Source organism: Flavonifractor sp. An112 (genome assembly GCF_002161085.1).
Classification (GTDB): Bacteria; Bacillota; Clostridia; order Oscillospirales; family Oscillospiraceae; genus Flavonifractor; species Flavonifractor avicola.
In genome coordinates, this window is sequence record NZ_NFLU01000016.1 from 13497 (window position 1) to 39514 (window position 26018).

32 protein-coding genes and 1 riboswitch are annotated in these 26018 nt (G+C 61.9%); of the genes, 21 read left to right on the forward strand and 11 right to left on the reverse strand.

Annotation, left to right across the window (positions count from 1 at the left end):
• Positions 1-115 precede the first annotated feature (115 nt).
• The 4 genes from B5E56_RS12160 to B5E56_RS12175 form a co-directional block, all read right to left on the reverse strand.
• Positions 116-913, reverse strand: coding sequence for a site-specific integrase (locus B5E56_RS12160; RefSeq protein WP_343214250.1), 798 nt, complete (start codon positions 911-913; stop codon positions 116-118).
• Positions 914-943: 30 nt separating this feature from the next.
• Entirely contained in the window at positions 944-1150 is a 207-nt protein-coding gene (locus B5E56_RS12165; protein WP_087390526.1) for a helix-turn-helix domain-containing protein, read from the reverse strand.
• A 507-nt stretch (positions 1151-1657) separates the two neighbouring features.
• Positions 1658-1900, reverse strand: a complete 243-nt coding sequence (locus tag B5E56_RS12170; RefSeq protein WP_087181656.1) for a helix-turn-helix domain-containing protein — start codon at positions 1898-1900, stop codon at positions 1658-1660.
• Complete coding sequence (locus B5E56_RS12175; RefSeq protein ID WP_087390529.1) at positions 1893-2441, reverse strand: sigma-70 family RNA polymerase sigma factor; 549 nt, start codon at positions 2439-2441, stop codon at positions 1893-1895. The genes B5E56_RS12170 and B5E56_RS12175 overlap by 8 nt, the downstream gene beginning before the upstream one ends.
• Before the next feature lie 439 nt (positions 2442-2880).
• On the opposite strand from B5E56_RS12175, the gene B5E56_RS12180 reads away from it, so the two are divergent.
• The 5 genes from B5E56_RS12180 to vanT all read left to right on the forward strand — a co-directional run bounded on the left by B5E56_RS12180 (position 2881) and on the right by vanT (position 7288).
• Entirely contained in the window at positions 2881-3765 is an 885-nt protein-coding gene (locus tag B5E56_RS12180) for a DUF4340 domain-containing protein (protein WP_158098720.1), read from the forward strand.
• Between the two features lie 137 nt (positions 3766-3902).
• Positions 3903-4940 (forward strand): D-alanine--D-serine ligase VanG, encoded by a 1038-nt coding sequence (gene vanG / locus B5E56_RS12185; protein ID WP_087390535.1) that lies wholly within the window; start codon positions 3903-3905, stop codon positions 4938-4940.
• Positions 4937-5686, forward strand: coding sequence for a D-alanyl-D-alanine carboxypeptidase family protein (locus B5E56_RS12190; RefSeq protein WP_242958967.1), 750 nt, complete (start codon positions 4937-4939; stop codon positions 5684-5686). The genes vanG and B5E56_RS12190 overlap by 4 nt, the downstream gene beginning before the upstream one ends.
• Before the next feature lie 4 nt (positions 5687-5690).
• A complete protein-coding gene (locus B5E56_RS12195; protein WP_087390538.1) occupies positions 5691-6158 on the forward strand; it encodes a serine acetyltransferase in 468 nt (155 codons plus the stop codon).
• A complete protein-coding gene (gene vanT, locus B5E56_RS12200; protein WP_206404983.1) occupies positions 6155-7288 on the forward strand; it encodes a serine racemase VanT catalytic subunit in 1134 nt (377 codons plus the stop codon). The genes B5E56_RS12195 and vanT overlap by 4 nt, the downstream gene beginning before the upstream one ends.
• A 38-nt stretch (positions 7289-7326) precedes the next feature.
• Here vanT and B5E56_RS12205 read toward each other — a convergent pair whose 3' ends face one another.
• Both B5E56_RS12205 and B5E56_RS12210 read right to left on the reverse strand, forming a co-directional pair.
• Positions 7327-8079 (reverse strand): 4Fe-4S binding protein, encoded by a 753-nt coding sequence (locus B5E56_RS12205; protein ID WP_087390541.1) that lies wholly within the window; start codon positions 8077-8079, stop codon positions 7327-7329.
• Entirely contained in the window at positions 8072-8518 is a 447-nt protein-coding gene (locus B5E56_RS12210; RefSeq protein WP_206404984.1) for a hypothetical protein, read from the reverse strand. Before B5E56_RS12210 ends, B5E56_RS12205 begins: the two co-directional genes overlap by 8 nt.
• A 330-nt stretch (positions 8519-8848) precedes the next feature.
• Here B5E56_RS12210 and B5E56_RS12215 point away from each other — a divergent pair, with 330 nt between their 5' ends.
• The 10 genes from B5E56_RS12215 to obgE all read left to right on the forward strand — a co-directional run bounded on the left by B5E56_RS12215 (position 8849) and on the right by obgE (position 17257).
• Complete coding sequence (locus B5E56_RS12215; RefSeq protein WP_087390542.1) at positions 8849-11479, forward strand: cation-translocating P-type ATPase; 2631 nt, start codon at positions 8849-8851, stop codon at positions 11477-11479.
• A gap of 306 nt (positions 11480-11785) precedes the next feature.
• A complete protein-coding gene (locus tag B5E56_RS12220) occupies positions 11786-12040 on the forward strand; it encodes a DUF2508 family protein (protein WP_087188880.1) in 255 nt (84 codons plus the stop codon).
• Positions 12041-12093: 53 nt separating this feature from the next.
• Positions 12094-12363 (forward strand): pro-sigmaK processing inhibitor BofA family protein, encoded by a 270-nt coding sequence (locus B5E56_RS12225; RefSeq protein WP_087390545.1) that lies wholly within the window; start codon positions 12094-12096, stop codon positions 12361-12363.
• Between the two features lie 131 nt (positions 12364-12494).
• Positions 12495-13109: an S-layer homology domain-containing protein gene (locus tag B5E56_RS12230; RefSeq protein WP_087390547.1), complete on the forward strand. Its 615-nt coding sequence runs from the start codon at positions 12495-12497 to the stop codon at positions 13107-13109.
• Between the two features lie 43 nt (positions 13110-13152).
• On the forward strand, positions 13153-13590 hold the full coding sequence (locus B5E56_RS12235; protein WP_087390550.1) for a MarR family winged helix-turn-helix transcriptional regulator: 438 nt from the start codon (positions 13153-13155) through the stop codon (positions 13588-13590).
• 36 nt (positions 13591-13626) lie between these two features.
• Positions 13627-14655, forward strand: a complete 1029-nt coding sequence (locus B5E56_RS12240) for a putative glycoside hydrolase (protein WP_087390553.1) — start codon at positions 13627-13629, stop codon at positions 14653-14655.
• 166 nt (positions 14656-14821) lie between these two features.
• A complete protein-coding gene (gene rplU, locus B5E56_RS12245) occupies positions 14822-15133 on the forward strand; it encodes a 50S ribosomal protein L21 (protein ID WP_087188875.1) in 312 nt (103 codons plus the stop codon).
• A gap of 1 nt (position 15134) precedes the next feature.
• Positions 15135-15467 carry a ribosomal-processing cysteine protease Prp gene (locus B5E56_RS12250; RefSeq protein WP_087188874.1) on the forward strand — a complete coding sequence of 111 codons (333 nt, stop codon included), beginning with the start codon at positions 15135-15137 and terminating at the stop codon, positions 15465-15467.
• A gap of 49 nt (positions 15468-15516) precedes the next feature.
• Positions 15517-15801, forward strand: coding sequence for a 50S ribosomal protein L27 (gene rpmA / locus B5E56_RS12255; RefSeq protein ID WP_087268353.1), 285 nt, complete (start codon positions 15517-15519; stop codon positions 15799-15801).
• A 175-nt stretch (positions 15802-15976) separates the two neighbouring features.
• Complete coding sequence (gene obgE / locus B5E56_RS12260; protein WP_087188872.1) at positions 15977-17257, forward strand: GTPase ObgE; 1281 nt, start codon at positions 15977-15979, stop codon at positions 17255-17257.
• A 42-nt stretch (positions 17258-17299) separates the two neighbouring features.
• On the opposite strand, the gene B5E56_RS12265 is transcribed toward obgE, so the two are convergent.
• Positions 17300-17578, reverse strand: coding sequence for a DUF1294 domain-containing protein (locus tag B5E56_RS12265; RefSeq protein WP_343214251.1), 279 nt, complete (start codon positions 17576-17578; stop codon positions 17300-17302).
• Positions 17572-18213 (reverse strand): hypothetical protein, encoded by a 642-nt coding sequence (locus B5E56_RS12270; protein ID WP_242955437.1) that lies wholly within the window; start codon positions 18211-18213, stop codon positions 17572-17574. Before B5E56_RS12270 ends, B5E56_RS12265 begins: the two co-directional genes overlap by 7 nt.
• Before the next feature lie 115 nt (positions 18214-18328).
• On the opposite strand from B5E56_RS12270, the gene B5E56_RS12275 reads away from it, so the two are divergent.
• Together B5E56_RS12275 and B5E56_RS12280 are read left to right on the forward strand one after the other, a co-directional pair.
• Positions 18329-19120 (forward strand): RNA-binding protein, encoded by a 792-nt coding sequence (locus B5E56_RS12275; protein WP_087390555.1) that lies wholly within the window; start codon positions 18329-18331, stop codon positions 19118-19120.
• On the forward strand, positions 19120-19326 hold the full coding sequence (locus B5E56_RS12280; protein WP_087188870.1) for a DUF896 domain-containing protein: 207 nt from the start codon (positions 19120-19122) through the stop codon (positions 19324-19326). The genes B5E56_RS12275 and B5E56_RS12280 overlap by 1 nt, the downstream gene beginning before the upstream one ends.
• 56 nt (positions 19327-19382) lie before the next feature.
• On the opposite strand, the gene B5E56_RS12285 is transcribed toward B5E56_RS12280, so the two are convergent.
• Positions 19383-20564 (reverse strand): cation:proton antiporter, encoded by a 1182-nt coding sequence (locus B5E56_RS12285; RefSeq protein WP_087390557.1) that lies wholly within the window; start codon positions 20562-20564, stop codon positions 19383-19385.
• Positions 20565-20725: 161 nt separating this feature from the next.
• Positions 20726-20798: riboswitch (Fluoride riboswitch) on the reverse strand.
• A 327-nt stretch (positions 20799-21125) separates the two neighbouring features.
• Here B5E56_RS12285 and B5E56_RS12290 point away from each other — a divergent pair.
• Together B5E56_RS12290 and B5E56_RS12295 are read left to right on the forward strand one after the other, a co-directional pair.
• Positions 21126-21890, forward strand: coding sequence for a TatD family hydrolase (locus B5E56_RS12290; RefSeq protein WP_087390560.1), 765 nt, complete (start codon positions 21126-21128; stop codon positions 21888-21890).
• 16 nt (positions 21891-21906) lie between these two features.
• Positions 21907-22524 carry a TatD family nuclease-associated radical SAM protein gene (locus tag B5E56_RS12295; RefSeq protein ID WP_087390563.1) on the forward strand — a complete coding sequence of 206 codons (618 nt, stop codon included), beginning with the start codon at positions 21907-21909 and terminating at the stop codon, positions 22522-22524.
• Positions 22525-22569: 45 nt separating this feature from the next.
• Here the strand turns inward: B5E56_RS12295 and B5E56_RS12300 are convergent, their stop codons facing one another.
• Positions 22570-22803, reverse strand: a complete 234-nt coding sequence (locus B5E56_RS12300; RefSeq protein WP_087268375.1) for an HPr family phosphocarrier protein — start codon at positions 22801-22803, stop codon at positions 22570-22572.
• A gap of 405 nt (positions 22804-23208) precedes the next feature.
• Between B5E56_RS12300 and mtaB the strand changes: the two genes are divergently transcribed.
• The gene (gene mtaB, locus B5E56_RS12305) at positions 23209-24498 is read left to right on the forward strand and encodes a tRNA (N(6)-L-threonylcarbamoyladenosine(37)-C(2))-methylthiotransferase MtaB (protein ID WP_087390566.1); all 1290 of its coding nucleotides are present in this window, start codon (positions 23209-23211) and stop codon (positions 24496-24498) included.
• 38 nt (positions 24499-24536) lie between these two features.
• Here mtaB and B5E56_RS12310 read toward each other — a convergent pair whose 3' ends face one another.
• On the reverse strand, positions 24537-25109 hold the full coding sequence (locus B5E56_RS12310) for an FUSC family protein (RefSeq protein WP_087189459.1): 573 nt from the start codon (positions 25107-25109) through the stop codon (positions 24537-24539).
• Between the two features lie 68 nt (positions 25110-25177).
• Between B5E56_RS12310 and thyA the strand changes: the two genes are divergently transcribed.
• On the forward strand, positions 25178-26008 hold the full coding sequence (thyA, locus tag B5E56_RS12315; RefSeq protein ID WP_087390568.1) for a thymidylate synthase: 831 nt from the start codon (positions 25178-25180) through the stop codon (positions 26006-26008).
• The last annotated feature ends 10 nt before the right edge of the window (positions 26009-26018 follow it).

Sequence of the window (26018 nt, forward strand, 5' to 3'; positions counted from 1 at the left end):
TATAGCAAAGGGAGGGTTTCCATTCAATTTTGTTGTATGCTTGCTAATTGGATTTGAACGGTTTACACGCGCTTGCTAAGAAAAATTACGTCCCTGCTAATTCGATTTTTCGGACTTATTTGCCGCTGGGTGTTGCCGAGAGCAGCGCCGCCAGAGTATTTGCCAGTTCCGGCGACTTGCGAAGCTGTTCCACCAGGGCTTCCAAATCCAATGCAGCGGGTGCCGGTTCCTTTGGTTCCTCCGGGGGACGAACCGAACGAAGGTCAGGATTGGCATAGAAGGCACTCTCAAACTTTTGGGCGTTGATCTTGCGGTCCTCGTCCAGAATATGCGCATACACGCTGGTAATCATGTCGATCTCTGCGTGTCCCGTATCGCCCTGAGTGGCCTTCAGATCGCCGTGGTTGAGTTTCAGCTTGTAGGTCGTGCTGGAATGTCGTAGGGAATGAAAGACGACTCTGGGCAGACCAGCTTTCTCACGCAGCTTTTCAAATTCCTTCAGAATGATACGATCCTCACAAGGCCGACCATTTGGCAGTGCCACCACTAAATCATAGTCCTGATATTCGTCACCAAGAAATCCCCGAAGTTCATCTTGGGAGTCTTTCCATTCTCGCAAAATGTAAGCCAAGGTCTTGGGCAGCCACACCTTGCGGATACTGGAATCGGTCTTTGGCTTTTTCAAGATGACTCTGGTGCTGGTGTTGGGAAATAAGGGCGTGAACACATGGTAGATGTCCTTTTGTCCCAGCATCTCAATGGCCCGTTTGGAGGCCCGCGTCAGTTCCTTGTCGATGTAGACATAGGCATTGTCGGCAGCAATTTCTTCATCAGAGATGTGGACGTTGCTCCAGGTCAGTCCCAGAATCTCGCCCATACGCAATGAGCAGGCAAAAGAGAGGTTCATAGCCACATAGAGCTTAGCGTTACTTCCTTTCTTCTGTCACAAATCGAGTGACTCCAGCCACTCGTCAAATGACCGCTTGGAAATCCGTATGGCGTTACCAATTCGTACGATTTTAAAGTGTCCTTCCTTCACGAGAAGATAGGCGGAAGTCCGACCAATGCCCAGGATATGAGCAATGTCCTCAACCGTATAAGTCCTTCGTTCTGGAGGCTCCTTCTTCGTACCGTTCCATGTTTGTGACATGGCTGCCCCCTTTCTAATCGGAAACGGCACGCAAAAGGGTGTTCATTCATAACTTCCACCCTCATTGTAACGCGCCGTTTCGGGTTTGTCTGCTGCTAATGGAAAGTTTACGAACTATCCGTAAACAGAAAAGCAGAAGATTTATCTGAAAATTAAAGAGGCAAAAAACGGATGGCTGTCGGCAAGCAGCTCCACGGGAATCTCACCCCGGCCCATGCTGATGGGTGCGCCGCGCAATGCTTTGAGGGCGTTCAACGCGGGAGTCTCATTATCCTGTCTGTGCATCCTCACCCACAGGCTGCCACACCTGTTTTATGGCCTGGTTTTGTCGCTCACCTGTTTGGTAGGGGGCCCGTCCTGCGGACTTGCAACAGGGTCATGGCGCACCGGCCGACCGGCTCCACACAGACAGATTGTATCCGTCTGCCTTATGCTGCCCGAAGGCTTTCTTTGTCAAGGTGGGGATGGGAAGCTGTATGGAAAGGGGTTCATACAGCTTGTCCCGAATCAGTTCAGATCAAATCCCAGAATAGAAACGATGAGCTTTGTTTCCAGCCGCTTGCGTAAATCTTCATCCACCTGGAAGTGGGGAAAGCCATTTGCATCATAGCTTGTCCTCATAGATAATGCGGCTATGTAACTGGAATAGTGCCGGATTACCCTTGCTATTGCGTCGGGATTTCCTCCCACCGCAGCGGCAATGACAGGGTAAGGGAGCAGCGCCACCCGCATGTTTGCAGATTTAGTCATCCGCTTCACCTCCCATCAGCTCCTTCAGCAGCCGATAGGCACTTTGCCTGCGGGCATTGACCGTCCGGCGAACCATGTGCAGATGTTCAGCGATCTCACGGTCTGCCATTCCCAAGAACCAGTACATCAGGAAGATGTCCCGATTATCCGGAGGCAGCGCGTTCAACGCCTCGGCCAGCCGGTCATCCTTGATTAGAATGACATCGCCTCCCACGGGGAAAGCGGTGTATTCCCAGGGATAGCGGTCATAGACCGCAAGCTGGGCCAATTCTTCCTCCGACAACTCACTGAACGGTGTTTCACGCTTCTGGCGGCGGCTGATCTCTCGATAGCCGTTATACGCTTCGCATTTCAACACCTTCTTGCAATAGCTATCAAAGGCGTGCTGTTTGTGCTCGTAGTGGCGGTCAGGTCTCAATTTCTCACCTCCCTCCGTGCCAGGAGGCAGGTCTTTTTGTCCCCTTTCGCCTACTACTCGTTCACCAAAGGGGTCTTTTGGCAGCCCTAAACCGTGTTTATCAGAAAAAATTTTGTTCTCCATGATTGCTCCTTTCGCTTCGTGTGGTCAATGGCTGGATCGAAGCGAAAGGGCGGAGAACGGCAGCCGACGGAAAAACAGAAAAAACGACAAAAAACGCCCGCCCGCAAGATGCGGACAGGCGTTAAGGAATTATAAGAGGTATTTACATGAATTGTGTATTCATTTTCATAGCCGCAGCATCCCGGCGATAAAGGAAGGCTTTTTTTGATAATGTAAAGCCTCTATGATTTTGCCTAAATGCTGCTATCATGGCGGCTCCCTCCGTGGGCCGCCGCTCCTGGTATCACTCTCCTTCATGTAAAATAAGAGCGGCGGCCTTGATTGTTCAAAGCCGCCGCTGGTGGGATGGGCGTGTTAAAAGGACTGCTGTACGACGGCTTTTTTTCTTTGCCGTCGTCCGGCAGGTTCAATTTCATTTACTGTTGATGAGCCGCGTTATGTGAGGACGGCGGACCAGATCACCGTGGAGGGTGAAAATTCCCTCCAGATCACCTGGCAGGAGGAGAGCACCAGCTACCGGGAGGAGGACCACTACTTCGTCACAGTGGACGGAGAGGCCCAGCCCCTGGATACCGGCCTGGTGGAGGACTTCCTGTATACCCTGAGTTCTCAGGATCTGACCGAGTATATGACCTACAACGCCGGGGAGGACGATCTGGCCACTTACGGCCTGGACGACCCGGAGCGCACCATTACGCTGGACTACACCACTGAGGACGAGGACGGCAATGAGACCGCCCACACCGTGTCTCTGGCGGTGAGCCGCGCCCCGGCGGAGCGGTGGGACGACACCCAGGCCGACGCCGAAACGGAAACCGGCGAGGAAGAGGAGGTCACCGCCTACGCCCGGGTGGATGATTCCCCCATCATTTACAAGATCACCACCCAGGAATACCGGGCCCTGATGGACGCCTCCTACGACACCCTGCGGCACAAGGAGATCCTGCCCGCCGACCTGGAGAATGTGTCCCAGGTGGACGTGACCCTGGACGGCACCTCCTATACCGTCACCGCCAGCGGCGAGGAGGAGGAGCGGATCTGGTCCTACGGAGAGCAGGAGCTGGAGACCAGCGACCTGCCGGATGCCCTCCAGGCCCTGACCGCCGACAGCTTTACCGGGGAGGAGCCCACCGGACAGGAGGAGATCTCCTTCACCCTCCACCTGTCCCTGGAGGGGGAGCCCACCGTGAGCATCCAGTTCTACCGCTATGACGGCACCTACTGTCTGGCCGTGGTGGACGGCCAGCCCACCGCCCTGGTGCCCAGAAGCCAGGTGGTGGACCTGCAGGAGGCGGTGTACGCCGTGGTGCTGGGGGAGAGCTGACCCTGTAAGAAAACTGAAAGAAATGTTCGGAAACTTGTAGGGTGCGGGAAAGAAAAAGCAAAAACATCAAACGCCTTGCTTTGGTACCATATGGGTATCAAAGCAAGGCGTTTTTTGCCTGTTGGGAGGAATCTGCAATGAAAACCATTCTGGTACTTTTCGGCGGCTGCTCCACGGAGTATGCCGTCTCGCTCCAATCGGCCTATGCCGTGGTGAGCCATATGGACCGGGAGGCCTATACGCCTCTGCTGGTGGGTATTACCCGCTGGGGACAGTGGCTGTACTACACCGGCCCTCTGGACCGGATGGAGGCCGACACCTGGCAGCAGGAAAACTGTACCCCCTGCACCCTCTCCCTGGACCGGGGCCGGGGAGCGCTTCTGCTGCTGGACGGTACCGAAACGCGGCTTCATTTTGACGGGGCCTTCCCGGTGCTCCACGGGAAAAACGGGGAGGACGGCACCCTCCAGGGTCTGTTGGAATTGGCGGGGGTGCCGGTGATCGGCTGCGGCACCCTGGCCAGCGCCCTGTGTATGGACAAGGACCGGGCCCACAAGCTGGCCGCCCTGGCGGGGGTGAAGGTCCCCCGGGGGACGGTGGTGGACCGGAGCTGGCGGGAGGACGACCTCCAGAGGGCCGCCCAGGACCTGGGCTATCCCCTGTTCGTCAAGCCGGTGCGGGCCGGTTCCTCCTTCGGCATTACCCGGGTGACCGGGCCGGAGGCCCTGACGGGGGCGGTAAAGGAGGCCCTGAAGCACGACCGGGAGGCCCTGCTGGAGGAGGCGGTGCCCGGCTTTGAGGTGGGGTGCGCCGTGCTGGGCAACGAGGAACTGACGGTGGGGCTGGTGGATGAGATCCAGCTGTCCCAGGGCTTTTTTGACTACGAGGAGAAGTACACCCTCAAGACCTCTGCCATCCACTGTCCCGCCCGCATCAGGCCGGAGCAGGCGGCGGCCATCCAGGCGGCGGCCAGGACCATCTATCGAGCCCTGGACTGCCGGGTGTTTGCCCGGGTGGACCTGTTTCTCACCCTGGAGGGGGAGATCTACTTCAACGAGGTCAACACCATCCCCGGCTTTACCGCCCACAGCCGCTACCCCAATATGATGAAGGGGATCGGCCTGGACTTTTCCGCCCTGGTGAGCCGCCTCATTGCCCTGGGGCTGGAGCCGTGAGGGGGGAGGGGACGGTCCGGGACCTGACCGCCACCGGACCGCTGATTTTGGTCAACGCCGCCCATCCTTTGAGAACTCTGGCCAATCCGGAGCTGGCGGAGCTGGAGGACGGGGTACTGCTGGAGCGCCGGGCGGCGGCGGCCCTGAGGGCCTGCCTCCGGGCGATAGGGGGGACGGTGGGCATCCTCCCCGTGTCCGGCTGGCGCAGCCGGGCGGAGCAGCAGGCCATCTGGGACGACACCCTGGCCAAAGAGGGGTTGGTCTTCACCCAAAGCTATGTGGCCATGCCTGATTGCAGCGAGCACCAGACCGGTCTGGCCATTGACCTAGGCCGGCGGCAGGAGAATGTGGATTTCATCCGCCCCAGCTTTCCAGACAAGGGGGTGTGCCGGGCCTTCCGGCTGGCAGCCCCCCGGTACGGCTTCGTGCTGCGCTATCCCGCCGGGCGGGAGGCCGTCACAGGCATCGCCCATGAGCCCTGGCACTTCCGCTATGTGGGTTCCATCCACGGGGAGATCATGGCCCGGCTGGACCTTACCCTGGAGGAGTATCTGGAGGAGCTGCGGAACTATCCAGCCGGTGGGGCTCCCTTCCGCTTTGCCGCGGCGGAGTGGGAGTGCGCGCTTACCTACCTCCCCGGCGGGGCGGGAGAGCCCTTCCGGCTGGCGGGCCAGCAGGGATTGCTGTGCTCCGGCGACAACTGCGGGGGCGTGGTGGCCGCCTCCTGGCGGAGCACAGGGGGGTGAGGACATGGGAAAGGACAGGCTGGTTGCCCGGTCCAGAGGGGATGGACTGGGCTGGTTCTGGCGGCTGTACCGGCTGCGTCGGAACACAAAGCACCGGCTGGTGCGGAGCCTGTGTACCTACCTGATGTGCCGCAGCGCCCACCGCCACGGGGGCTATGTGGGGCCGGGTGCGGAGTTTGCGTCCCAACCGGTCCTCCCCCACGGCCTCCACGGGGTCTTCATTTCCCGCTACGCGGTGGTGGGGGCAGGGTGCAAAATCTATCAGAATGTGACCATCGGTGAGGTGGACGGAAAGGCCCCGGTGATCGGTCCGGACTGCCTCATCGGCGCCGGGGCGGTGCTGGTGGGAGACATCCGGGTGGGGCAGGGTGTCCGCGTCGGCGCGGGGGCGGTGGTCTGTCGGGACATCCCTGACGGCAGCACCGTGGTGGCCCCGCCGCCCCGGATCTTGGAAAGGAAGCAGAGGGTATGAAGTACGAGGGAGCAATGACCGCCCGGGCCTGGCGGGAGGTGGACCTGGGAGCCGTGGCCCACAACGCCGCATGGCTCCAGGGGCGGATAGGCCCCGGCTGCAGGCTGATGGCGGTGGTCAAGGCGGACGCCTACGGCCACGGGGCCGGGCCGGTGGCCCGATGCCTGGAGGAGCAGGGGGTGAAGGCCTTCGCGGTGGCCTGCCTGTCGGAGGGGATCAGCCTGCGGCGGCAGGGAGTGGAGGGGCTCATTCTGATCCTGGGCTATACCCCGCCGGAGGAGGCGGCGGAGCTGGCCCGGTGGGGGCTGACCCAGTGTGTGGCTGACGAGGCCCACGGCAGAGCCCTGTCGGCGGCGGGGGTGCCTCTGGAGGTCCACCTGGCTCTGGACACCGGGATGCACCGGCTGGGCATCCCGGCAGAGGACCATGGGGCCATTGCCCGCACCCGGACCCTGCCCAACCTCAAGTTTACCGGCACCTTTTCCCACCTGTGCGTGTCGGACGGCGCCAGCCCTGAGGACCAGGCTTTCACCCAGACCCAGCTGGACCGGTTTTACGGGGCGGTGGCCCGGATGGCCGCCGCCGGTCTGGACCCGGGGGCCGTCCATATCCAGGCCAGCTACGGCATCCTGAATTTGCCGCACCAGCCCTGCGCCTGGGCCCGGGCGGGCATCGCCCTGTACGGCGTGTACAGCCGGGAGGAGGACCGGCCAGATTCCGACGTTCTGCGTCCCGCCCTGTCCCTGCGGGCCAGGGTGGCCGCCCTGCGTACCGTGCCCGCCGGGGAAGGGGCCGGGTACGGACTGGCCTTCCGGGCCAGGGGGGATACTAAGCTGGCGGTGGTCACCGTGGGCTACGCCGATGGCCTGCCCCGGATGCTGGCTCAGGCGGGCGGGGAAGTGCTGATCCGGGGGGTGCGCTGCCCTATGGTGGGGCGGATGTGCATGGACCAGCTGCTGGTGGACGTGACCGGCGTACCCCAGACCGCTCCCGGCGACGTGGTTACCCTCATCGGCCGGGACGGCGGGGCGGAGATCCGGGCGGAGGAGGTGGCCGCCCGGTGCGGCACCATCACCAACGAGCTGCTCTCCCGGCTGGGAAGCCGCCTGCCCATCCGATATTGTCCATAAAAAATACCCTCTGCCTTAGGCGGAGGGTATTTTTGCGGTTACAGGAAGAACTCCGGCTGACGGGGGACGCCTGCCTTTTCCGTCAGCATGGCGGTAGTGGCCTGGAGGGCAGGGGCGGGGATGGTCCGGGCCCCACGGGGGCAGAGGGAGACGCAGCGCATACAGGTGATGCACCGCTCCGGGTCGGTCTCCTTGGGGCTGCCCGCCGGAATGGCGCCCACCGGGCAGCGGGAGGCGCACAGGCCGCAGGAGATGCAGCTCTCCCCGGCGGCGGGGTGGAAGGGGACCCCCTTCCAGTCCTTGTAGGGGGTGTTTCCCGGCACAGTTACCGGGGCAAGAGGATTGGGTCCGGCCAGCTTGTCCAGCACCGCCCGGCCGAAGCTGGCGGCGGCCTCCAGATCGGCCTGGTCCGGGCGGCCCTGGGCAATGGTGGGGGCGATGGAGTGCTGGGCCACAAAGGCTGCCGCTCCGATCATCTGAAAGCCGCCCGCCTTCAGGGCGTCGGACAGCTCCAGCAGGGCGTCCTCATAGTCCCGGTTGCCGTACACCGCCACGGCGACCGCGGGGCCGCTGCCGCTGAGGGCGGCCAGCCGCTCCAGGGCCACGGCGGGGATACGCCCGCCGAACACCGGCGCGGCGGCCAGCAGCACGGTGTTGCCCGCCACCGGCGTGGACGGCGCGGGGACGGCCAGATCCACCACATGGCCCTGGCCTCCGGTAATGGCCTTGGCGATGGCGGTGGTGCCGCCGGTGGGGCTGAACACGGCAGAAATCCAATGAAGGTCATTCATGATGGGACTCCTCCTCTTTTTTTGCAATAAACTCCTGGGAGAATTTAGCCAGCATATCCTTGGGCGGCACCGAGTCCTCCCGGCTGAGCAGGAACTTCTTGATAATGAAGATCAGGGCCACTGCCGCCACCCCCAGCAGGGTATCCATGGAACTGGAGTGGCTTACCACCAGCTGACGGGCGATGGCAAAGAGCAGCACATCGGTGACCGCCCGGGGGGTGTGGAGAATGAGCATCTTCACAAACTCCAGGCATACCACGATGTTCATGGTATTGGCCAAAAACTCGTCCAGGCTGAATTGCCCCAGGGCCAGATAGTCCAGGGAATCCATTCCCGTCAGAACCATCTGCACCACTGTAATCACCAAAATAAACAGGGCAATGGCCAGTTCCAGAACCCAGGCGGTTTTCAGAAGGAATTTTATGACGGTTCCTTTCATGGAGGGCGCTCCTTTCCTGTGTGCCTTCTATCATAAAATTATAACGGATGAGCCATGCGCCGTCAACGCCGGGAGGTATAGGGTGGAAAAATTCGGGTATCCTATCAAAATGAGATTGACTTGCCGGTCAAACTGTGCTATGATGGCCGCAGTTGAAAAGGGAGTAGTTTAAAGTCACACTGCCAACAATCACGGCTGTCACCAGCCTGGCTGTGTGCACCCCATGGGTAACAAGACTTTTCGACAACTGCCGTGCTATGCCCGGCGGTTGGCGGAGGGTCTTTTTTTATTTGCTCTTCGCCGAAAGTAAACTGTAAGGGAATGAAAGGTATGACAGAGGCTTATTACCGGAAAACCGCCCAGCAGGCGCTGGAGGCCCAGCAGGCTGGGATGTCCGGCCTCAGCGATCAGGAGGCTGGCCGGCGGCGGGAACAGTACGGCCCCAACAAGCTGTCCGAAGGGAAAAAGAAGAGCGCCATCCAGGTCTTTGCCGAGCAATTCAAGGACCTGCTGGTCATCATCCTCATCATCGCGGCCATCATCTCCGCGGTGTCGGAGAACGTGGAGAGCACCATCGTCATCTTTGCCGTGCTCATCCTCAACGCCATTCTGGGCACCGTCCAGTATCTGAAGGCGGAAAAATCACTGGAGAGTCTGAAGGCCATGTCCTCCCCCGCCGCCAAGGTGCTGCGCGGAGGCGTGCGGGTGGAGATCCCCTCCGCCGACGTGGTCCCCGGCGACATCGTGCTGCTGGAGGCCGGCGACATGGTGGTGGCCGACGGCCGTGTGCTGGAGAACTTCTCCCTCAAGGTCAATGAGTCCTCCCTCACCGGCGAGAGCGAGGGCGTGGATAAGACCGCCGACGTGATCGAAGCCGACCAGGTGGCCCTGGGCGACCAGAAGAACATGGTGTTCTCCGGCTCCCTGGTGACCTATGGTCGTGCCACCGTGCTGGTCACCGGCACCGGCATGAACACCGAGCTGGGCAAGATCGCCGCCCTCATGAACCAGACCCAGCAGCGCAAGACCCCCCTGCAGCAGAGCCTGGACAACTTCTCCGCCAAGCTGGCTATCGTCATCATGGCCATCTGCGCCGTGGTGTTTGCCCTGTCCATTTTCCGCACCCACATGGGAGTGCTGGACTCCCTCATGTTCGCCGTGGCCCTGGCGGTGGCCGCCATCCCCGAGGCCCTCAGCTCCATCGTCACCATCGTGCTGGCTATGGGCACCCAGAAGATGGCCAAACAGAACGCCATCATCAAGGACCTGAAGGCGGTGGAGAGCCTGGGCTCCGTGTCCGTGATCTGCTCGGATAAGACGGGCACTCTGACCCAGAACAAAATGACCCCCCAGAAGGTGTACGCCGACGGCTCCCTGCTGGAGGGCGACGACCTGGAGCTGGTCAACGACGTGCAGCGGCTGCTCCTCAAGGCAGCCCTGCTGGCCAGCGACGCTACCAACAACGCCGAGACCGGCACCTCCATCGGCGACCCCACCGAGGTAGCCCTGGTGATGCTGGGCGAGAAGTTCGGCATCGACGAGGAGGTTTACCGGTCCCAGCATCCCCGTCTGGGCGAGCTGGCCTTTGACTCCGACCGTAAGCTGATGAGCACCCTCCACGACATCGACGGGACGCCCACCATGTTCACCAAGGGCGCTATCGACGTATTGCTGGACCGGTCCAAGTGGCTCCTCACCCGGCAGGGCAGAGTGGAGATGACCCCCGAGCGCAAGGAGGAGATCGCCCGGGTCAACATGGAGCTGTCCATGGAGGGCCTGCGGGTGCTGGCCTTTGCCTACCGGGAGGTGGACGCGGTCCGGCCCCTCACCCTGGAGGACGAGAACGATTTTACCTTTATCGGCCTCATCTCCATGATTGACCCGCCCCGGCCCGAGGCCATCCAGGCGGTGGCCGACGCCAAGCGGGGCGGCATCCGCACCATCATGATCACCGGCGACCACAAGGTCACCGCCTCCGCCATTGCCCGCCAGCTGGGCATCTTCCAGGACGGGGATGAGGCGGTGTCCGGCCTGGAGCTGGACCAGATGAGCGACGCCGACCTGGATGAGCGGCTGGCCAAGATCTCGGTCTACGCCCGGGTGTCCCCCGAGCACAAGATCCGCATCGTCAACGCCTGGCAGCGCCGGGGCAACATCGTGTCCATGACCGGCGACGGCGTCAACGACGCCCCCGCCCTGAAGAAGGCGGACATCGGCGTGGCCATGGGCATCACCGGCACCGAGGTATCCAAGGACGCCGCCTCCATGATCCTGGCCGACGACAACTTCGCCACCATCGTCCGGGCGGTGGTCAACGGCCGCAGCGTGTACGCCAATATTAAAAATGCCATCCAGTTCCTGCTCAGCGGCAACACCGCCGGCATCTTCTGTGTGCTGTACGCCTCCCTGATGGGGCTGCCGGTGCCCTTCCAGCCGGTGCATCTGCTGTTCATCAACCTGCTCACCGACTCTCTGCCCGCCATCGCCATCGGCATGGAGCCCGCCCGCAAGGGCCTGCTGGACCAGAAGCCCAGAGATCCCAAGGAGCCCATCCTGAACAAGCCCCTGCTCTCCCGCATCGGCGGGCAGGGCCTGCTCATCGCCATTGTCACCATGATCGCCTTCTACCTGGGCTACCAGAACGGGGACGCGGCGCTGGCTTCCACCATGGCCTTCTCCACCCTCACCCTGGCCCGGCTGTTCCACGGCTTCAACTGCCGGGGCGCCGAGTCCATCTTCCGGCTGAAGCTTTCCACCAACAAGGCCTCCATCGCCGCCTTCTTCGCCGGCGTGGTGCTGCTGGCTCTGGTGCTCTTCACCCCCGGCCTCACCAGCCTCTTTATGGTCTCTCCCGCCTTCGGCTTGATGAATCTGGGCGAGATGGTGGGCCTGGCCTTCCTGCCTACTCTGGTGATCCAGATTGTCAAGGTCATTGCCGACCTGAAAAAGGGCAAGGACTAATTGCAAAAAAAGGCGCGCCCGCAGGGCGCGCCTTTTTCACGCATAAAACCGGGGCGCGGTGTTTCCACCGCGCCCCTTACAGGATCGGAGTTCGTTTGATTCCACTCCTTTCGCCTTTCGCCAGAGGGTGAGCTCACCCGGCACCGGCTTAAAAGGAGATGCAAGAACCAGCGGTCATCCGGTCCAGCATCAGTATGCCCCAATGGCGGCCTGAAATACAGGAAAAAAACGGTATAGAACCGGACATAATTGCCCAAACTGGACATAGGATAAAACCGGAAAGCCCGGAGCAAGGAGGAGGATCGTATGCCGGAAGCCACCAAGCGCTTCAGCCTGCGCCGACGGGAGAGCGAGCGGGAGGGGACCCGCCGGGTCCTGCTGGAGGGACTGAGCCAGACCAGGGCCCTTATCGCCCAGGCCTATCAGGGCTTCAACGACGCCTGTGACCCGGATCTCATCGAATCCTATGTCTTTGAGATCAACGCCCTTCAGTCCCGGTACACCTACCTGCTGCGCCAGGTCAAGGAACTGGAGGGCGGGCAGACCGTCCGCACCGGATAAGAGGGGTCCGCCCCGCCGCCAAGGTTCTGGCACACAGAAAGGAGGTGGCGGCGGTGGAACCGCTGCTCAACGCCCTGCCATGGGTGGCGGGAGGACTGTTTCTGGTGCTGCTGCTGGCAGTGCTGCGTAAGCCCCTGAGCTGGCTGGGCCGTCTGGCGGCCCGGACAGGAGTGGGGCTGGGAGTGCTGTGGGTCCTGCGCTGGGCCGGGGGCATCCTGGGCCTCCAGCTGGGGGTCAACCTGACCAACGCCCTGGTACTGGGGCTTCTGGGGCTGCCGGGGTTCGGACTGCTGGCGGCCCTGGAGTGGATGCTGACTGTGTGACAAAAGGACGCCGCCTGGAGGTGCGGCGTCCTTTTTGTAAAATTATTTATAATTGGGTCCTTTTGTGTTCATAGTTTTTTAAAATTCGTATCGTAAAATAAATAATACTCGATTATAAGGAGTGGACCCATTTGAAAAGACGACTTGCGGCGCTCACCTGCGCCCTGACTTTATGCGCCGGTCTGGCGCTGCCCGCCTCCGCGGCGAATTTTACCGACGTGCCCACCGGAGCCTGGTATGAATCGGCGGTGAAGGAGTCGGTGGAGCAGGGGTGGATGACCGGTGTGTCCGATACCCTGTTTTCTCCCAACGCCACGGTGACCCGCTCTACCGTAGCCATGGTGCTGTGGCGGATGGAGGGGGAGCCCACCCCGGTGTGGCGGGGCCATTTCCCTGATGTGCAGATCAACAGCTGGTACGGCATCGCCGCCGACTGGGCCTGTGAGGCCCGCATTATCAACGGCACCGACAAGGGCACCTTCAGCGACGGCGTGGTGACCCGGCAGGAACTGGCGGTGATGCTCAGCCGCTATGACGAATACAAGGGCCTCACCCTGGCGGAGGGGTCCCTGAACCTCTACAGCGACGCCAACCAGGTGGCCTCCTGGGCCCAGGAGGGCATGGCCCACGCCATCGGCATGGGCTGGATGGAGGGAGACGGCGGCAAACTCTCTCCCAAGAGCACCACCACCCGGGCCCAGCTGGCGGTCATTTTGCAGCGGATGCACACCCAGGCCATGGGCTGACCGGCCCCCTACGGCACGGGCAAGAGAAAGGAGAACGCCCAACATGGAGCAAAGCAATCTGTTCGTATCCTACCTGCGGGTTACACAGCATATGTCCCAGCAGTTTCGCAGTCACTTCGGCCGGATGGACCTGACCTTTCCCCAGGCCATGGTACTTACCGTACTGGGTGAGGATGGGCCGGTGCCCATCAGCACCCTGGCCGAGCGGACCGGCAGTGCCAACAGCACGGTGTCCGGTATTGTGGACCGGCTGGAGAAGCTGGGGCTGGCCAAGCGGCAGCGCAGCGAGACCGACCGCCGGGTGATCTACGTCAGCGCCACCGAGAAGTACGCCGCCCTGCGGGACAAGGCGGTCACCGATGTGAACAGCTACTTTACCGCCCTGATGGGGAATATGCCGGAGGAGGACCGGAAGCTGGTGGCTGCCGCCCTCCAGAAGCTGGACGAGGCGTTGAGCCAGGTGGAGGAAAAGGGGAAGTGATCCCTGATCTGAGAGGAAAGAGTGAGGTGTCCTGCCGTGAGGCGGAATGGTTATGAATCTTACCATGGGCGCAGCCGTGGCCGCACCGCGTTAAAGGTGCTCATCGGCGTTTTGCTGGTGCTTCTGGTGCTGTCGGTGGCGGCGCTGTTTTTCCTGGAGCCGTATATTCACTACTCGGCCGATGGAGTCCGGGTGGAGCTGCCCTTCTTCGGCGGCAGCGAGACGGAGACCGAGCCTGACCCGCCGGCCGGCACCGTTCCCATTCAGATCACCACGCCGGAGCCCACCCCCTCCCCCACGCCGGAGCCGGAGGTGGATTTCCGGGGCGTGCAGCTGCCTGCCGCCGCCCTTACCGACGGTACCGCTCAGACCCAGCTGGAGGCCAACCGCGGCACCGCCGCCATCTTCTCCATGAAGGAGGCGGACGGCACCCTGGGTTATCAGTCCCAGACTACTTTGGGCACCTCCTCCGATCAGGAGGGCATCAATGAGGCCATCCAGACCCTCAACGGAGGGGAGCTGTACACCGTGGCCCGGATCTCCTGTTTCCGGGACAACGCCCTGCCCTGGAACGACCGGGACCTGGGCATCCACAGCAATTCGGGCAACTGGCGGGACGACGAGAGCGTCCGCTGGAGCAGCCCGGCGGTGGAATCGGTGCGGACCTATGTGGCTCAGGTATGCGGCGAACTGGCCGGGCTGGGCTTTGACGAGCTGCTGCTGGACAACTGCGGCTATCCCACCCGGGGCACCGTCAGCTATATCAAGAGCGACAGCAACTACGATCCCAACACCCTGACCCAGACCATGGAGGCCTTCTTCCAGACGCTGGACCAGACGTTGGCCCAATATCCTGATATAAAGGTATCGGTGGTGACCAGCCTGACGGTGCTGGGCGGCGGCTCCGACGGCAGCGGCCTCACCCTGGACCTGCTCAAGCAGTATGCCGACCGGGTCTATGTCCAGGTGCCCGAGGGAGAGACGGTTCCCACCGTCGAGGGGCTGGAGATTGTGCCCATTGTGACCCAGGGGACGGATACCGGCAGCTGGGCCCTGCTGAGCTGACAAAAAAGCTGCAAAAAAGTTGAAAAATGCTTGACTTTTAAAGATTGCATTGATATACTACTAGAGCCGCTTTGAATGGGAACCCAAGTGACCGACGTGACTGATGTGACGTCACGCTTCGGCCCTCCCCCGACAGCGAGCCCGTAATGAAGGAGTTGAAAACGTAATGCACGCAATCATCGAGACCGGCGGTAAGCAGTATAAGGTGGCTGAGGGCGATACCCTCTTCATCGAGAAGCTGCCCAACGAGGCTGGCGACAACGTGACCTTTGACAAGGTTCTGGCTGTCATCGACGGCGAGAAGATCACCGTGGGCACTCCCGTGGTGGAGGGCGCCAAGGTGGCCGCTTCCGTGGTGAAGAACGGCAAGGGCAAGAAGATCCTGGTCTTCAAGTACAAGCCCAAGAAGGGTTACCGCAAGCGTCAGGGCCATCGTCAGCCCTACACCAAGGTGACCATCGGCGCCATCTCCCTGTAAGATGACTACCGTCTCTTTTCACATGGAGGGGGACCGCATCGTGGGCTTCACTGTGAAGGGCCACAGCGGTTACGCCGAGGCGGGGAGCGACATTGTATGCGCCGCCGTCACCAGCGCCGTCCGCCTGACCGAGTGCGCCGTCAACGACGTGCTGGGCCTGGGGGCGACCGTAAAGGTGAAGGAGCATGACGCATCCATCTCCCTGCGCATCCCCGGCGGGCTGAGCCAGACCAGCGAGAGCACCTGTCAGACCCTTCTGACTGCCCTTATGGTCCACTTTACCAGCCTGCACGAGGAGTATCCCGAAAATATTCTCGTACTGGAGGAGGATTGACCTCTCCGTACGGCGACTTTTTAACACACAAGTTTGGAGGTGTGACACCATGCTGAACATCGGTCTTCAGTTCTTCGCCCATAAAAAGGGCGTGGGCTCCACCCGTAACGGCCGCGATTCCGAGGCCAAGCGTCTGGGCGTGAAGCGGGGCGACGGTCAGTTCGTTCTGGCCGGCAACATCCTGGTCCGCCAGCGGGGCACCCATATCCATCCCGGCGTCAACGTGGGCAAGGGCAGCGACGACACCCTGTTCGCCCTCAAGAGCGGCCGCGTGAAGTTTGAGCGCCTGGGCAAGGACCGCAAGCAGGTCTCTATTGTGGAGATCGCCCAGTAATTGCCCGCAATATGGGTACACTAAGCCCCGGACGGACTCCCGTTCCGGGGCTTTTTCTATCGCCTTCCCCTGGGGGAAGGTGGCTGGCCGTAAGGCCAGACGGATGAGGGGAACGGCCGGGCGACCACAAGGGTCGCCCCTACGAGACAAATCACCCCTTGGCAAGGAGGTTTATATGGCAGCACCCTTTGTAGATACCGCCCGCATCACCGTTAAGGCGGGCAATGGCGGCAACGGCGCGGTGGCCTTCCACCGGGAGAAGTACGTGGCCGCCGGCGGCCCCGACGGCGGCGACGGCGGCCGGGGGGGCAACGTGATCCTGGAGATCAACCCCCATATGTCCACCCTGATGGACTTCCGCTACAAGCGCAAGTATGTGGCGGGCAACGGCATGGACGGCCAGGGCAAGCGCTGCTCCGGCAAGGACGGGGAGGACCTGGTCATCAAGGTGCCCCGGGGCACCGTGGTCCGGGATGCCGAGACCAATGAGATCATCTGCGATATGTCGGAGACCGACCGCTTCGTGCTGGCCAGGGGCGGCAACGGCGGCTGGGGCAACAAGCACTTCGCCACCCCCACCCGTCAGGTGCCCCGCTTTGCCAAGGCGGGCCTGCCCGGTCAGGACCGGCAGGTCATCCTGGAGCTGAAGCTGCTGGCCGACGTGGGCCTGGTAGGCTTCCCCAACGTGGGCAAGTCCACCCTGCTCTCCGTGGTGTCCAAGGCTCGGCCCAAGATCGCCAACTACCACTTTACCACCCTCTTCCCCAACCTGGGCGTGGTCTATGTGGACGAGGGGGTGTCCTTCGTGCTGGCCGACATCCCCGGCATCATTGAGGGCGCCTCCGACGGCGCCGGTCTGGGCCACGACTTCCTGCGGCACATCGACCGCTGCCGGCTGCTCATCCATGTGGTGGACGTGTCCGGCTGCGAGGGCCGGGATCCGGTGGAGGACTTCAAGGCCATCCAGGAGGAGCTGAAACAGTACGGCCCCGATCTGGCCTCCCGGCCCATGATCGTGGCGGGCAACAAGGTGGATATCGCCAACCACCGCACCGGTCTGGAGGCCCTGAAGGCCTATGTGGAGGGGCTGGGTATGCCCTTCTACGAGATCTCCGCCGCCGCCCAGCTGGGCACCCGGGAGCTGATGTTCGCCGCCGCCCGGGAGCTGGAGCACCTGCCCCCCATCACGGTGTACGAGCCCACCTATGTGGAGCGGCCCCCGGAGGTGGATACCTCCGAGCCCCTCAACATCATCCACGAGGACGATACCTGGATCGTGGAGGGCCCCTGGCTCCAGCGGCTCATGGCCAACGTCAACTTCGGCGACTACGAGTCCCGCAACTGGTTCGACAAGATGCTCCGCCAGTCCGGCCTCTTCGACCGGCTGGAGGAGATGGGCATCAAGGATGGGGATATCGTGTCCCTGTACAACCTGGAGTTCGAGTACCAGCGCTGAACAAACTACCGGGCTGCCTTATCGGCAGCCCGGTAGTTTTGGTTATGGCAGAAAAAACCGCCAGTACAGCCAGCCGCCCAGGGCCAGCTGGGCGATGAGGATGGCGGGCAGGCCCCACTTGAAGTACCAGTGGCGGGTCTTGTGGCGGAAGGCGTACATACCCAGAATGGCTCCGGGGGAGCCACCCACCAGGGCGATGAGGAAAAAGGCCTTTTCCGGTACCCGCCAGCGGTGCTTTTTGGCTTTCCGTTTGTCCACACCCATGAGGACAAAGTCCAGGATGCTCCAGAAGAGCACCCACAGCGCGATCCACTTCAGCATGAGGCAAATTCCTCCCCGGCGCCCAGGGCGGACACAAAGCCGCCCCGGGTCTTGGTGGTGTCGTACCACAGGTGCAGGTCCATAGTGAAGGCCTCGCCGTTGTCCACAATGGAGGCAGTGTCGCCGTCCAGCCCGATGAGGGTCACCCAGTGCCACCGGTGGAGCTGCTTGACCTTGCCGTTGTCCAGGTTGAGAAAGGCCACCGGACAGTCCGCCTCCAGACTGGCGGTCACAAAGGAACGCAGCTGTTCCCAGGGGGGACGCTTGGTGCGGGGGGTGGGGAAGGCAAAAAGGGAGGGGGCCAGAGGTACCCCTACGGCTTTGCCGTAGTCCGTCATGCCTTCCACCATGTACTCCGGCCGGTTGAGACCGTGGCTCCGGGGGGTGATATACTCCCACACCCGACACATATGCTCCAGAAAGCCCGCCCGGTCTGTCCCCATTTTGGCTCGCAATGGGGAAAACTCGGGCCGCTGCTGGGCAAGATAGTGGAAGATGAGGGCGGCGGTGTTGGGGCCGCACCCCGCCCGCTGCTGCCAGAGATCGGGGAACCAGTCCTGATCCGCCCCGTGGGTCACGGTGCCGTCGGGGCCGGTCAGATCCAGCCGCTCCGGGTGAAGAATGAATGTGGGCATCCGCCCACCCCCTTTTTGTAATGGTTATGACCAGTATAGCATTCCTGTCAAGGCGGCGGCAGTTGCCAGGGGAGAAAAACTGTGTTATCCTGTAGAGAACAACAGGAGGAAGGATATGACCAAGACCGAACTGCTGAATAAGCTGGCCCGGGACGGGGAGGAGCGGCTGCTGCTGGCCCGGGCTATGGACAAGCTGGAGCTGGCCCGTACCCGGTCGGTGCCCGGCCATACCGGCTTTTTATCCCCACAGGAGCGGGCCAGTGTGGAAAACCTGCTCAATGCCTGCGGCCATCCCCGGCGCCTGTTCTACGGCGGGTTTGAGGGGGCGGAGCGGACGGTGTGCGCCTTCCTCCCCGACTGGCAGGAGGAGGACGTGTGGCTGGACAGCGACTGCCCCATCAAGGCCGTCCGCTGCACCTGGTCCAATGGTACTCTAAGCCACCGGGATTTTCTGGGTTCCATTCTGGGCCTGGGGCTGGACCGGGAGAAGATCGGGGACCTGCTGGTGGGGGACGGGGAGTGCCACATCCTGGCCCTGGAGGACGTGGCCGACTTTCTGGCCATGAATCTGGACCAGGCGGGCCGGGTGCGCCTCAAGACAGCCCCCATGGAGCTGGCCGACCTGAAGCCCCCCGAGGTGAAGGTGAAGCCCATCCGGGACACCGTCAGCTCCCTGCGGCTGGACGCGGTGGCCGCCTCCGGATTTTCCCTGTCCCGGGGCAAGGCGGCCGATCTCATTGCCTCGGGAAAGTTCCAGCTCAACCACCGGGAGTGCCTCAAGCCCGACCGCCCCGTGGCGGCGGGAGACGTGATGAGCTGCCGGGGCCTGGGCAAATGTGTCCTGAAAGAGGTGGGCGGCCCGTCCAAAAAGGGGCGAATTATGATTTTATTGGAGCGATATGTATAATGGATGACAAAAAGATTGCCCGTATCAACGAGCTGGCCAAGAAGGCCAAGAGCGAGGAGGGCCTGACCCCCGAAGAGATGGTGGAGCGGGACCTGCTGCGGCAGGAGTACATTGCCGCCTACCGGAACAATCTGGTGGCCCAGCTGGAGAACACCTATATTGTGGAGCCCGACGGCACCAAGCACAAGCTGGGCAAGAAGCCCTGAAAAAACCGCCTGCCATTTGGCAGGCGGTTTTTTGCGGGCGACCATAAAGGTCGCCCCTACTTGTCTTTGGAGAGCAGCCGTTTGTAGGTGAAGTCGATGGCGAAAGCGCCCAGGGGGGCGGTGACCAGGATGGCAATGACCGCCACGGTGAGCACGATCTGCCCGCACCCCAGGCCCATGGCCAGAGGCACGCCGCCGATGGCAGCCTGGACGGTGGCCTTGGGCAGATAGGCCAGCACCGCAAAGATCCGCTCCTTTTTGTTGAGGCGGCTGCCTGCCATGCACAGCAGCACGCCCAGGGCCCGGAAGCACAGCACCCCCAGCACCGTGGCCACGGCGGCCAGACCGGCGGCTGCGGCATAGGGCAGGTTGACCTCGGCGCCCACCAGCACGAAGAGCATGATCTCAGCGCCCACCCACAGCTTGCCGAACTTGGCGGTGAGCCGCTGGGCCACCACCAGCCGCCAGCGCCGCAGGCCCAGACCGGCCCCCAGCACCGCCAGCAGGCCGGAGAAGGGCACCCAGGCTTCCACCGCATCCTCCAGGGCCACCAGCAGGAAGGCCAGGGAGAGCAGAATGACCACCTTCACCGAGTCCCGCATATGGAACCGGGCAAAGAACTTTGCCAGCACAAAGCCGATGAGCAGGCCGAAGGCCGCACCCAGTACAATGGACACCGGCACCCCGGCCAGGGCGGCGGGGGAGAAGGAGCCCCCCTGGGCCATGCCGGTGAAGGAGGTAAAGAGGACGATGACGAACACGTCGTCCACCGAGGCCCCTGCCAGCACCATCTGGGGAATGCCCTTGGTGGTGCCGTAGCCCTCCTCCATCAGTTTGAGCATCCGGGGCACAATGACGGCGGGGGAGACCGCCCCCACCACCGCGCCCATGATGGCGGCGTCCAGGGTGCTCACCTCCAGCAGCCGGGGGGCCAGTACCACCATGCCCAGCACCTCAAAGGCGGCGGGCAGGAAGCACATGAGGATGGCGGGCCGTCCCGCCCGGCGCAGATCCTCCACATCCAGACTCAGACCCGCCCGGGTGAGGATAATGACCAGGGCCAGCTGCCGCAGGTCGGCGGAAATCCCCAGCAGGGAGGGGGAGAGCAGATTGAGGACGCAGGGCCCCAGCAGAATGCCCGCCAGCAGCATACCCACCAGGGAGGGCAGCCGCAGCCTGGTGGCCAGGGTGCCCAGGGCCAGGCCCAGCAGCAGCACAAAGCCTAAACTTGTTAACATACACACATCATCCTTCCCAGAGGGCGTCACCCTTCCTGCGCGGCATTGCCGCACAGGAAGGGTTGTGCATCATTTCCGGTTGCCCCAACGGGGCGAGGAAATGGCACATCTCTCTTTTTTGTTGCGTTTTTGCGCAACAAAAAAGCCAATGCCCCCTGCAACAAATTGCAGAAGTCATCAGCCAAACGGCGGTTCGGGCAAATGCCCCGGGCGGACCTCATCCCCGTATTTCGGTGGCAGTATACCACAGGCTGATCCCCTTGTCAACTGTGGGAAAAGGGAGTATGATAATGCGTACAGAGCAAAACCGAACGCACAGCAGGCCAAGGCGTTCGGTTTTGCGGCGCAAGGGGCTTGTGCGATACTGCCCCAACCCCTTGCGCCGTTCGCCGGGACGTGTTTCGTTCCGGCGAACATACGCATTGTCACAATGTCGCAATTTCACAAAACAGCGAAGTACGCCGTTTTGTGAAATTGCGCGGCCCTGCCGCGCCAATCAACCGCGTTGCGGTTGATTCAGCAGACATTATGATGAAAAAAACAAGACCACAGGAGGCCTTTATGATCTTCGATACCCACGCCCATTACTATGACGACGCCTTTGACGCCGACCGGGATGCCCTGCTGGCCCAGCTGCCGGACAAGGGGGTGGACCTGGTGGTGTGCCCCGGCTGCGACCTGGAGTCCTCCCGGCAGTCCATGGCCCTGGCCGAGCGCTACGACTATCTCTACTTTGCCGCCGGGTTCCATCCGGAGAACCTGGAGGGTGTGACCATGGGTCAGCTGGATGAGATCCGCGCCCTGTGTGCCCACAAGAAATGTGTGGCGGTGGGGGAGATCGGCCTGGACTACTACTGGGTCAAGACCCCCGAGGACCGGGCCAACTCCCGGGACTTTTTTGACGCCCAGCTCTCCCTGGCGGAGGAGCTGGACCTGCCCGCCATCGTCCACGACCGGGACGCCCACAAGGACTGTGTGGACATGGTCCGTGCCCATCCCAACGCCCGGGGCGTGTTCCACTGCTACGCCGGCAGCATTGAGGACGCCAAGGTGCTGGTGGACAAGGGGTGGATGCTCTCCTTCACCGGCAATATCACCTTCAAGAACGCCCGCCGGGCCCCTGAGGTGATCCGCTGGCTGCCCATGGACCGGATTATGCTGGAGACCGACGCCCCCTACATGGCCCCCGAGCCCTACCGGGGCCGCCGGTGCGACTCCTCCCTCATCCCCCTGATGGCCCAGACGGTGGCCCAGCTGAAGGGACTGACCACCGAAGAAGTATTACAGATTACCCTGGAGAATGGAAAACGGTTTTTCGGCCTGTGAGTAAGGAGGTATTTTTATGGAGACCATTTCCTATGAGTACGAAGGCGCCCTCTATGTGAACCTGACCAACCGGTGCGACTGCCGGTGCGTGTTCTGCCTGCGACACAACGGCCATAAGGGCTCCATCTATGCCGATGATCTGTGGCTGGACCACGAGCCCACCCGGCAGGAGGCCCTGGACGACCTGCTGGCCCGGGACTACTCCAAGTACCGGGAGCTGGTGTTCTGCGGCTTCGGCGAGCCCATGTACCGCACCGACGACATCCTGTGGCTGGTGGACCAGCTGAAGGAGAAGGTGCCCAACCTGCCTCCCATCCGCATCAATACCAACGGCCACGCCAACCTGATCCTGGGCCGGGACGTGACGCCTGAGCTGTCCGGCCGCATCGACACCGTATCCATCTCCCTCAACGGCTCCACGCCGGAGGAATACTGTGCCGTCACCCAGCCCAGGGACGGGGTCAAGGCCTGGGAGGCCATGCTGGACTTCGCCAGGAAGGCCAAGGCCCATGTGCCCCATGTGGTGATGACCATCGTGGACAAGGACAAGACCCCGGCGGAGATCGACCGCTGCCGGGCCATCACGGAGGAGCTGGGGGTCACCCTCCGTATCCGGGCCTATATCGAGGATTAAAAACAGCTGGGGCGCTGCAACAGCAGCGCCCCAGCTTGTTTTCCTTTACTTGACAAAGGCGGCTACCGCCTGACGGAAGGCGGCCTGATCGCCGTCGCTGCCGTGGAGGCGGACTGTCACCGGGTGAGACAGGTCCAGAGAAAACAGCCCCATAATGGACTTACCGTCCACCACATAGCGGCCGGACAGAATGTCCACCTCGCAGGGAGAGCGGGTGGCGGCGTTGACAAACTGGCGGACCTCCTCGATGGAGGCCAGAGAGACCTGGAATTCAGACATGGGGCACCTCCTGAACGAATATTATCCTTGCAATCAAACTGGAATTCCGTATAATAATGTCTGCTGAATAAACCGCGATGCGGTTTATTCGCGCGAAGGTAGCCGCGCAATTTCATAAAAACAGCTCAAAGTGGCTGTTTTTATGAAATTCAGCCATTGTTACAATGCGTATTTCCGTTGGCGCGTCTCAACGCACCAACGGAAAGTGCGAGGTTTTTTGGACCAGATCGTCCAAAACCCTTGCACTTGAACAAAGCCATTTGGCCTTGAAAACCTTGGTTTTCAAGGCTTGTGACTTTGTTCAGTACGCATTATAATAGGGGATATCGAAACTCTGTCCTGTTTATTATACTGACAAGTCAGATGTTTTTCAACAGGAAAACGCCTGTAAAGAGAGGAAAGCGTATGCGTACAGCGATCTATACCCTGGGCTGTAAGGTGAACCAGTACGAGACCCAGGCCATGGAGGCCGAGCTCACCCGCCGGGGCCACACTCTGGTGCCCTTTGACGGGGAGGCCGACGCCTATATCATCAACACCTGCACCGTTACGGCGGTGAGCGACAAGAAGTCCCGCCAGATGATCCGGCAGGCCCGTAAGCGCTCCCCCCACGCCATTGTGGCGGTGTGTGGCTGCTACGCCCAGACCGACCCCGAGGCGGTGGAGGCTCTGGAGGTGGACCTGGTGATGGGCACCAACGACCGCATGGGCTTTCTGGACCGGCTGGAGGCCCTGAGCCCAGACGGGGGCCAGGTGGTGGACGTGGACGACGCCCTCCGCCGCCGCGCCTTCGAGCGGCTGCCCGCCGGCGGCCTGGAGGGCCGCACCCGGGCCATGCTGAAGGTGGAGGACGGCTGCGTCAACTTCTGCACCTACTGCATCATCCCCTACGCCCGGGGCCCCATCCGCTCCCTGCCCGCTGCCGAGGCCGCCGCCCAGGCCGCCAAGCTGGCAGAGGAGGGCTACAAAGAGCTGGTGCTTACCGGCATCGAGATCTCCTCTTGGGGCCGGGATCTGGAGGGCAAGCCGGAGCTGATGGACCTGATTGAGGCGGTGTGCGCCGCCGCGCCGGAGTGCCGGGTGCGGCTGGGCTCTCTGGAGCCCCGCACCATTACCGCCGATTTCTGCCGTCGGGGGGCGGCTATCCCCAACCTGTGCCCCCACTTCCACCTGTCCATGCAGTCGGGGTGCGACAGCGTTTTGAAGCGGATGAACCGGAAATATGATACCGCGCGGTATTATGAGAGCGTCAGATTCCTGCGGGAATACTTTGACCGGCCCGGAATCACCACAGATCTCATTGTGGGCTTCCCCGGCGAGACCGAGGAGGAGTTTGTCCAGACTCTGGACTTTGTGCAAAAGTGCGCCTTTTCCGCCATGCACATCTTCCCCTACTCCCGCCGCTCCGGCACCCCTGCCGCCGCCATGGCCGGCCAGTGCTCCAACGCGGTGAAGGAGGAGCGGGCCCACCGGGCGGGTGAGGTGGCCCGTGGGCTCCGCCAGGCCTGGCTGGAGAGCTGGGTGGGCCAGACTCTGCCCGTTCTCTTCGAGGAGGAGAAGGACGGCCTGTGGCGGGGCCACGCCCCCAACTATACCGAGGTCTTTGTTTCGGGCCAGGGATTACACAATGTGATACAAGACGTAAAAATAACAGGCCTTCATGGAGAAGGCCTGTTGGGTGAGCTTGTGCTGTAACGGGGACTGCGGGGCGGGGGCTGGCCTCCCGCTCTGCGTTACTTGTTGCGATGAAACTTTGTCTTGAACTTCTCCACCCAGGGCTCCAGACGCTCCCGGGGAAGAAGATAGTTGATGAGCAGGGACATGGCCACGCCCATGCCGGTGTCAAACATCCGGTCCAGGGCGTAGGACACATAGGTGTCCACCGGCGTGTTGAACAGGACGATGCACAGTACCACGCCGCCGGGCTGTACCGCTCCCACCCAGAAGGTCTGGGCCAGCAGGATCAGGATGATGACGCCCACAAAGAGTAGAGGCACCAGCAGCAGCCGGTTCTCCCCGTCGGGGTAGAAGATCAGGTAGATGCGGAACAGCCCCATGCCCAGCAGGCCGCCGATGATGGTGCCGAAGAGCCGGTTGCCGCCGTGGAGTTTGGAGTGGTCCATATTGGCCCCCATGCCGAAGATGGCGCCGATGCAGGCGAAGGTGGGGTTGCGCTCACTGAGAAAGAAGTGGTAGATCAGGGCGCACAGAGAGGCGGAGAGGGCGGTTTTCAGATTGCGCAGGCCGATGTGCAGATGCAGATGGTGGGTTGTGGTGGCGGAGCCGGAGGCGGGGGCGTCTTTCATGATGAGGTCACACTCCTGATGTTTGATTTTGAGATCAGTCGAGGTTTTTGAAAAACGGGAGGTACGCGATGAGCAGAGCAGACGAGCTGTTTATTCAAAATTGCAAGGACATTCTTGCCCATGGGGTATGGGATACCGATCAGGAGGTGCGCCCCCGGTGGGAGGACGGTACCCCCGCCCACACCGTGAAGAAATTTTGTATCGTCAACCGCTATGACCTGCGGGAGGAGTTTCCCGTCCAGACCATCCGGAAAATGGCCTTCAAGAGCGCGGTGGACGAGCTGTTGTGGATCTGGCAGAAGAAGTCCAACAACATCCACGACCTGAACAGCCATATCTGGGACGCCTGGGCCGATGAAAACGGCTCCATCGGCAAGGCCTACGGCTATCAGCTGGGGGTGAAGCACCAGTACACCGAGGGGATGTTTGACCAGGTGGACCGGGTGCTCTATGACCTGAAGCACAACCCGGCCTCCCGGCGGATCATGACCAACCTCTATAACCACCACGACCTCCACGAGATGGCCCTCTATCCCTGCGCCTACTCCATGACCTTCAACGTCAGCGGCAAGACCCTAAACGCCATCCTCAACCAGCGCAGCCAGGATATGCTCACCGCCAACGGCTGGAACGTGATGCAGTACGCCGCCCTGGTCCACATGATGGCCCAGGTGTCCGGCCTGGAGGCCGGCGAGCTGGTCCACGTCATTGCCGACGCCCACATCTACGACCGCCATGTGCCGGTGGTGGAGGAGATCATCGCCCGCACCCCCTACCAGGCGCCCAAGCTGTGGATGGACCCCTCCGTCACCGACTTCTATGCCTTCACCAAGGACAGCTTCAAGCTGGAGGGCTACCAGTTCCACACCCTGGACCAGCCCATCCCGGTGGCGGTGTAAGGAGGATATG

What these genes read in the sequence shown, in the direction of transcription:
- B5E56_RS12165 (WP_087390526.1), bottom strand. Translation starts at nt 1,150, where the DNA reads ATGTCACAAACATGGAACGGTACGAAGAAGGAGCCTCCAGAACGAAGG.
- B5E56_RS12170 (WP_087181656.1), bottom strand. Translation starts at nt 1,900, where the DNA reads ATGACTAAATCTGCAAACATGCGGGTGGCGCTGCTCCCTTACCCTGTC.
- B5E56_RS12175 (WP_087390529.1), bottom strand. Translation starts at nt 2,441, where the DNA reads ATGGAGAACAAAATTTTTTCTGATAAACACGGTTTAGGGCTGCCAAAA.
- vanG (WP_087390535.1), top strand. Translation starts at nt 3,903, where the DNA reads ATGAAAACCATTCTGGTACTTTTCGGCGGCTGCTCCACGGAGTATGCC.
- B5E56_RS12195 (WP_087390538.1), top strand. Translation starts at nt 5,691, where the DNA reads ATGGGAAAGGACAGGCTGGTTGCCCGGTCCAGAGGGGATGGACTGGGC.
- vanT (WP_206404983.1), top strand. Translation starts at nt 6,155, where the DNA reads ATGAAGTACGAGGGAGCAATGACCGCCCGGGCCTGGCGGGAGGTGGAC.
- B5E56_RS12205 (WP_087390541.1), bottom strand. Translation starts at nt 8,079, where the DNA reads ATGAATGACCTTCATTGGATTTCTGCCGTGTTCAGCCCCACCGGCGGC.
- B5E56_RS12210 (WP_206404984.1), bottom strand. Translation starts at nt 8,518, where the DNA reads ATGAAAGGAACCGTCATAAAATTCCTTCTGAAAACCGCCTGGGTTCTG.
- B5E56_RS12215 (WP_087390542.1), top strand. Translation starts at nt 8,849, where the DNA reads ATGACAGAGGCTTATTACCGGAAAACCGCCCAGCAGGCGCTGGAGGCC.
- B5E56_RS12220 (WP_087188880.1), top strand. Translation starts at nt 11,786, where the DNA reads ATGCCGGAAGCCACCAAGCGCTTCAGCCTGCGCCGACGGGAGAGCGAG.
- B5E56_RS12235 (WP_087390550.1), top strand. Translation starts at nt 13,153, where the DNA reads ATGGAGCAAAGCAATCTGTTCGTATCCTACCTGCGGGTTACACAGCAT.
- rplU (WP_087188875.1), top strand. Translation starts at nt 14,822, where the DNA reads ATGCACGCAATCATCGAGACCGGCGGTAAGCAGTATAAGGTGGCTGAG.
- B5E56_RS12250 (WP_087188874.1), top strand. Translation starts at nt 15,135, where the DNA reads ATGACTACCGTCTCTTTTCACATGGAGGGGGACCGCATCGTGGGCTTC.
- rpmA (WP_087268353.1), top strand. Translation starts at nt 15,517, where the DNA reads ATGCTGAACATCGGTCTTCAGTTCTTCGCCCATAAAAAGGGCGTGGGC.
- obgE (WP_087188872.1), top strand. Translation starts at nt 15,977, where the DNA reads ATGGCAGCACCCTTTGTAGATACCGCCCGCATCACCGTTAAGGCGGGC.
- B5E56_RS12265 (WP_343214251.1), bottom strand. Translation starts at nt 17,578, where the DNA reads ATGCTGAAGTGGATCGCGCTGTGGGTGCTCTTCTGGAGCATCCTGGAC.
- B5E56_RS12270 (WP_242955437.1), bottom strand. Translation starts at nt 18,213, where the DNA reads ATGCCCACATTCATTCTTCACCCGGAGCGGCTGGATCTGACCGGCCCC.
- B5E56_RS12275 (WP_087390555.1), top strand. Translation starts at nt 18,329, where the DNA reads ATGACCAAGACCGAACTGCTGAATAAGCTGGCCCGGGACGGGGAGGAG.
- B5E56_RS12280 (WP_087188870.1), top strand. Translation starts at nt 19,120, where the DNA reads ATGGATGACAAAAAGATTGCCCGTATCAACGAGCTGGCCAAGAAGGCC.
- B5E56_RS12285 (WP_087390557.1), bottom strand. Translation starts at nt 20,564, where the DNA reads ATGTTAACAAGTTTAGGCTTTGTGCTGCTGCTGGGCCTGGCCCTGGGC.
- B5E56_RS12290 (WP_087390560.1), top strand. Translation starts at nt 21,126, where the DNA reads ATGATCTTCGATACCCACGCCCATTACTATGACGACGCCTTTGACGCC.
- B5E56_RS12295 (WP_087390563.1), top strand. Translation starts at nt 21,907, where the DNA reads ATGGAGACCATTTCCTATGAGTACGAAGGCGCCCTCTATGTGAACCTG.
- B5E56_RS12300 (WP_087268375.1), bottom strand. Translation starts at nt 22,803, where the DNA reads ATGTCTGAATTCCAGGTCTCTCTGGCCTCCATCGAGGAGGTCCGCCAG.
- mtaB (WP_087390566.1), top strand. Translation starts at nt 23,209, where the DNA reads ATGCGTACAGCGATCTATACCCTGGGCTGTAAGGTGAACCAGTACGAG.
- B5E56_RS12310 (WP_087189459.1), bottom strand. Translation starts at nt 25,109, where the DNA reads ATGAAAGACGCCCCCGCCTCCGGCTCCGCCACCACAACCCACCATCTG.
- thyA (WP_087390568.1), top strand. Translation starts at nt 25,178, where the DNA reads ATGAGCAGAGCAGACGAGCTGTTTATTCAAAATTGCAAGGACATTCTT.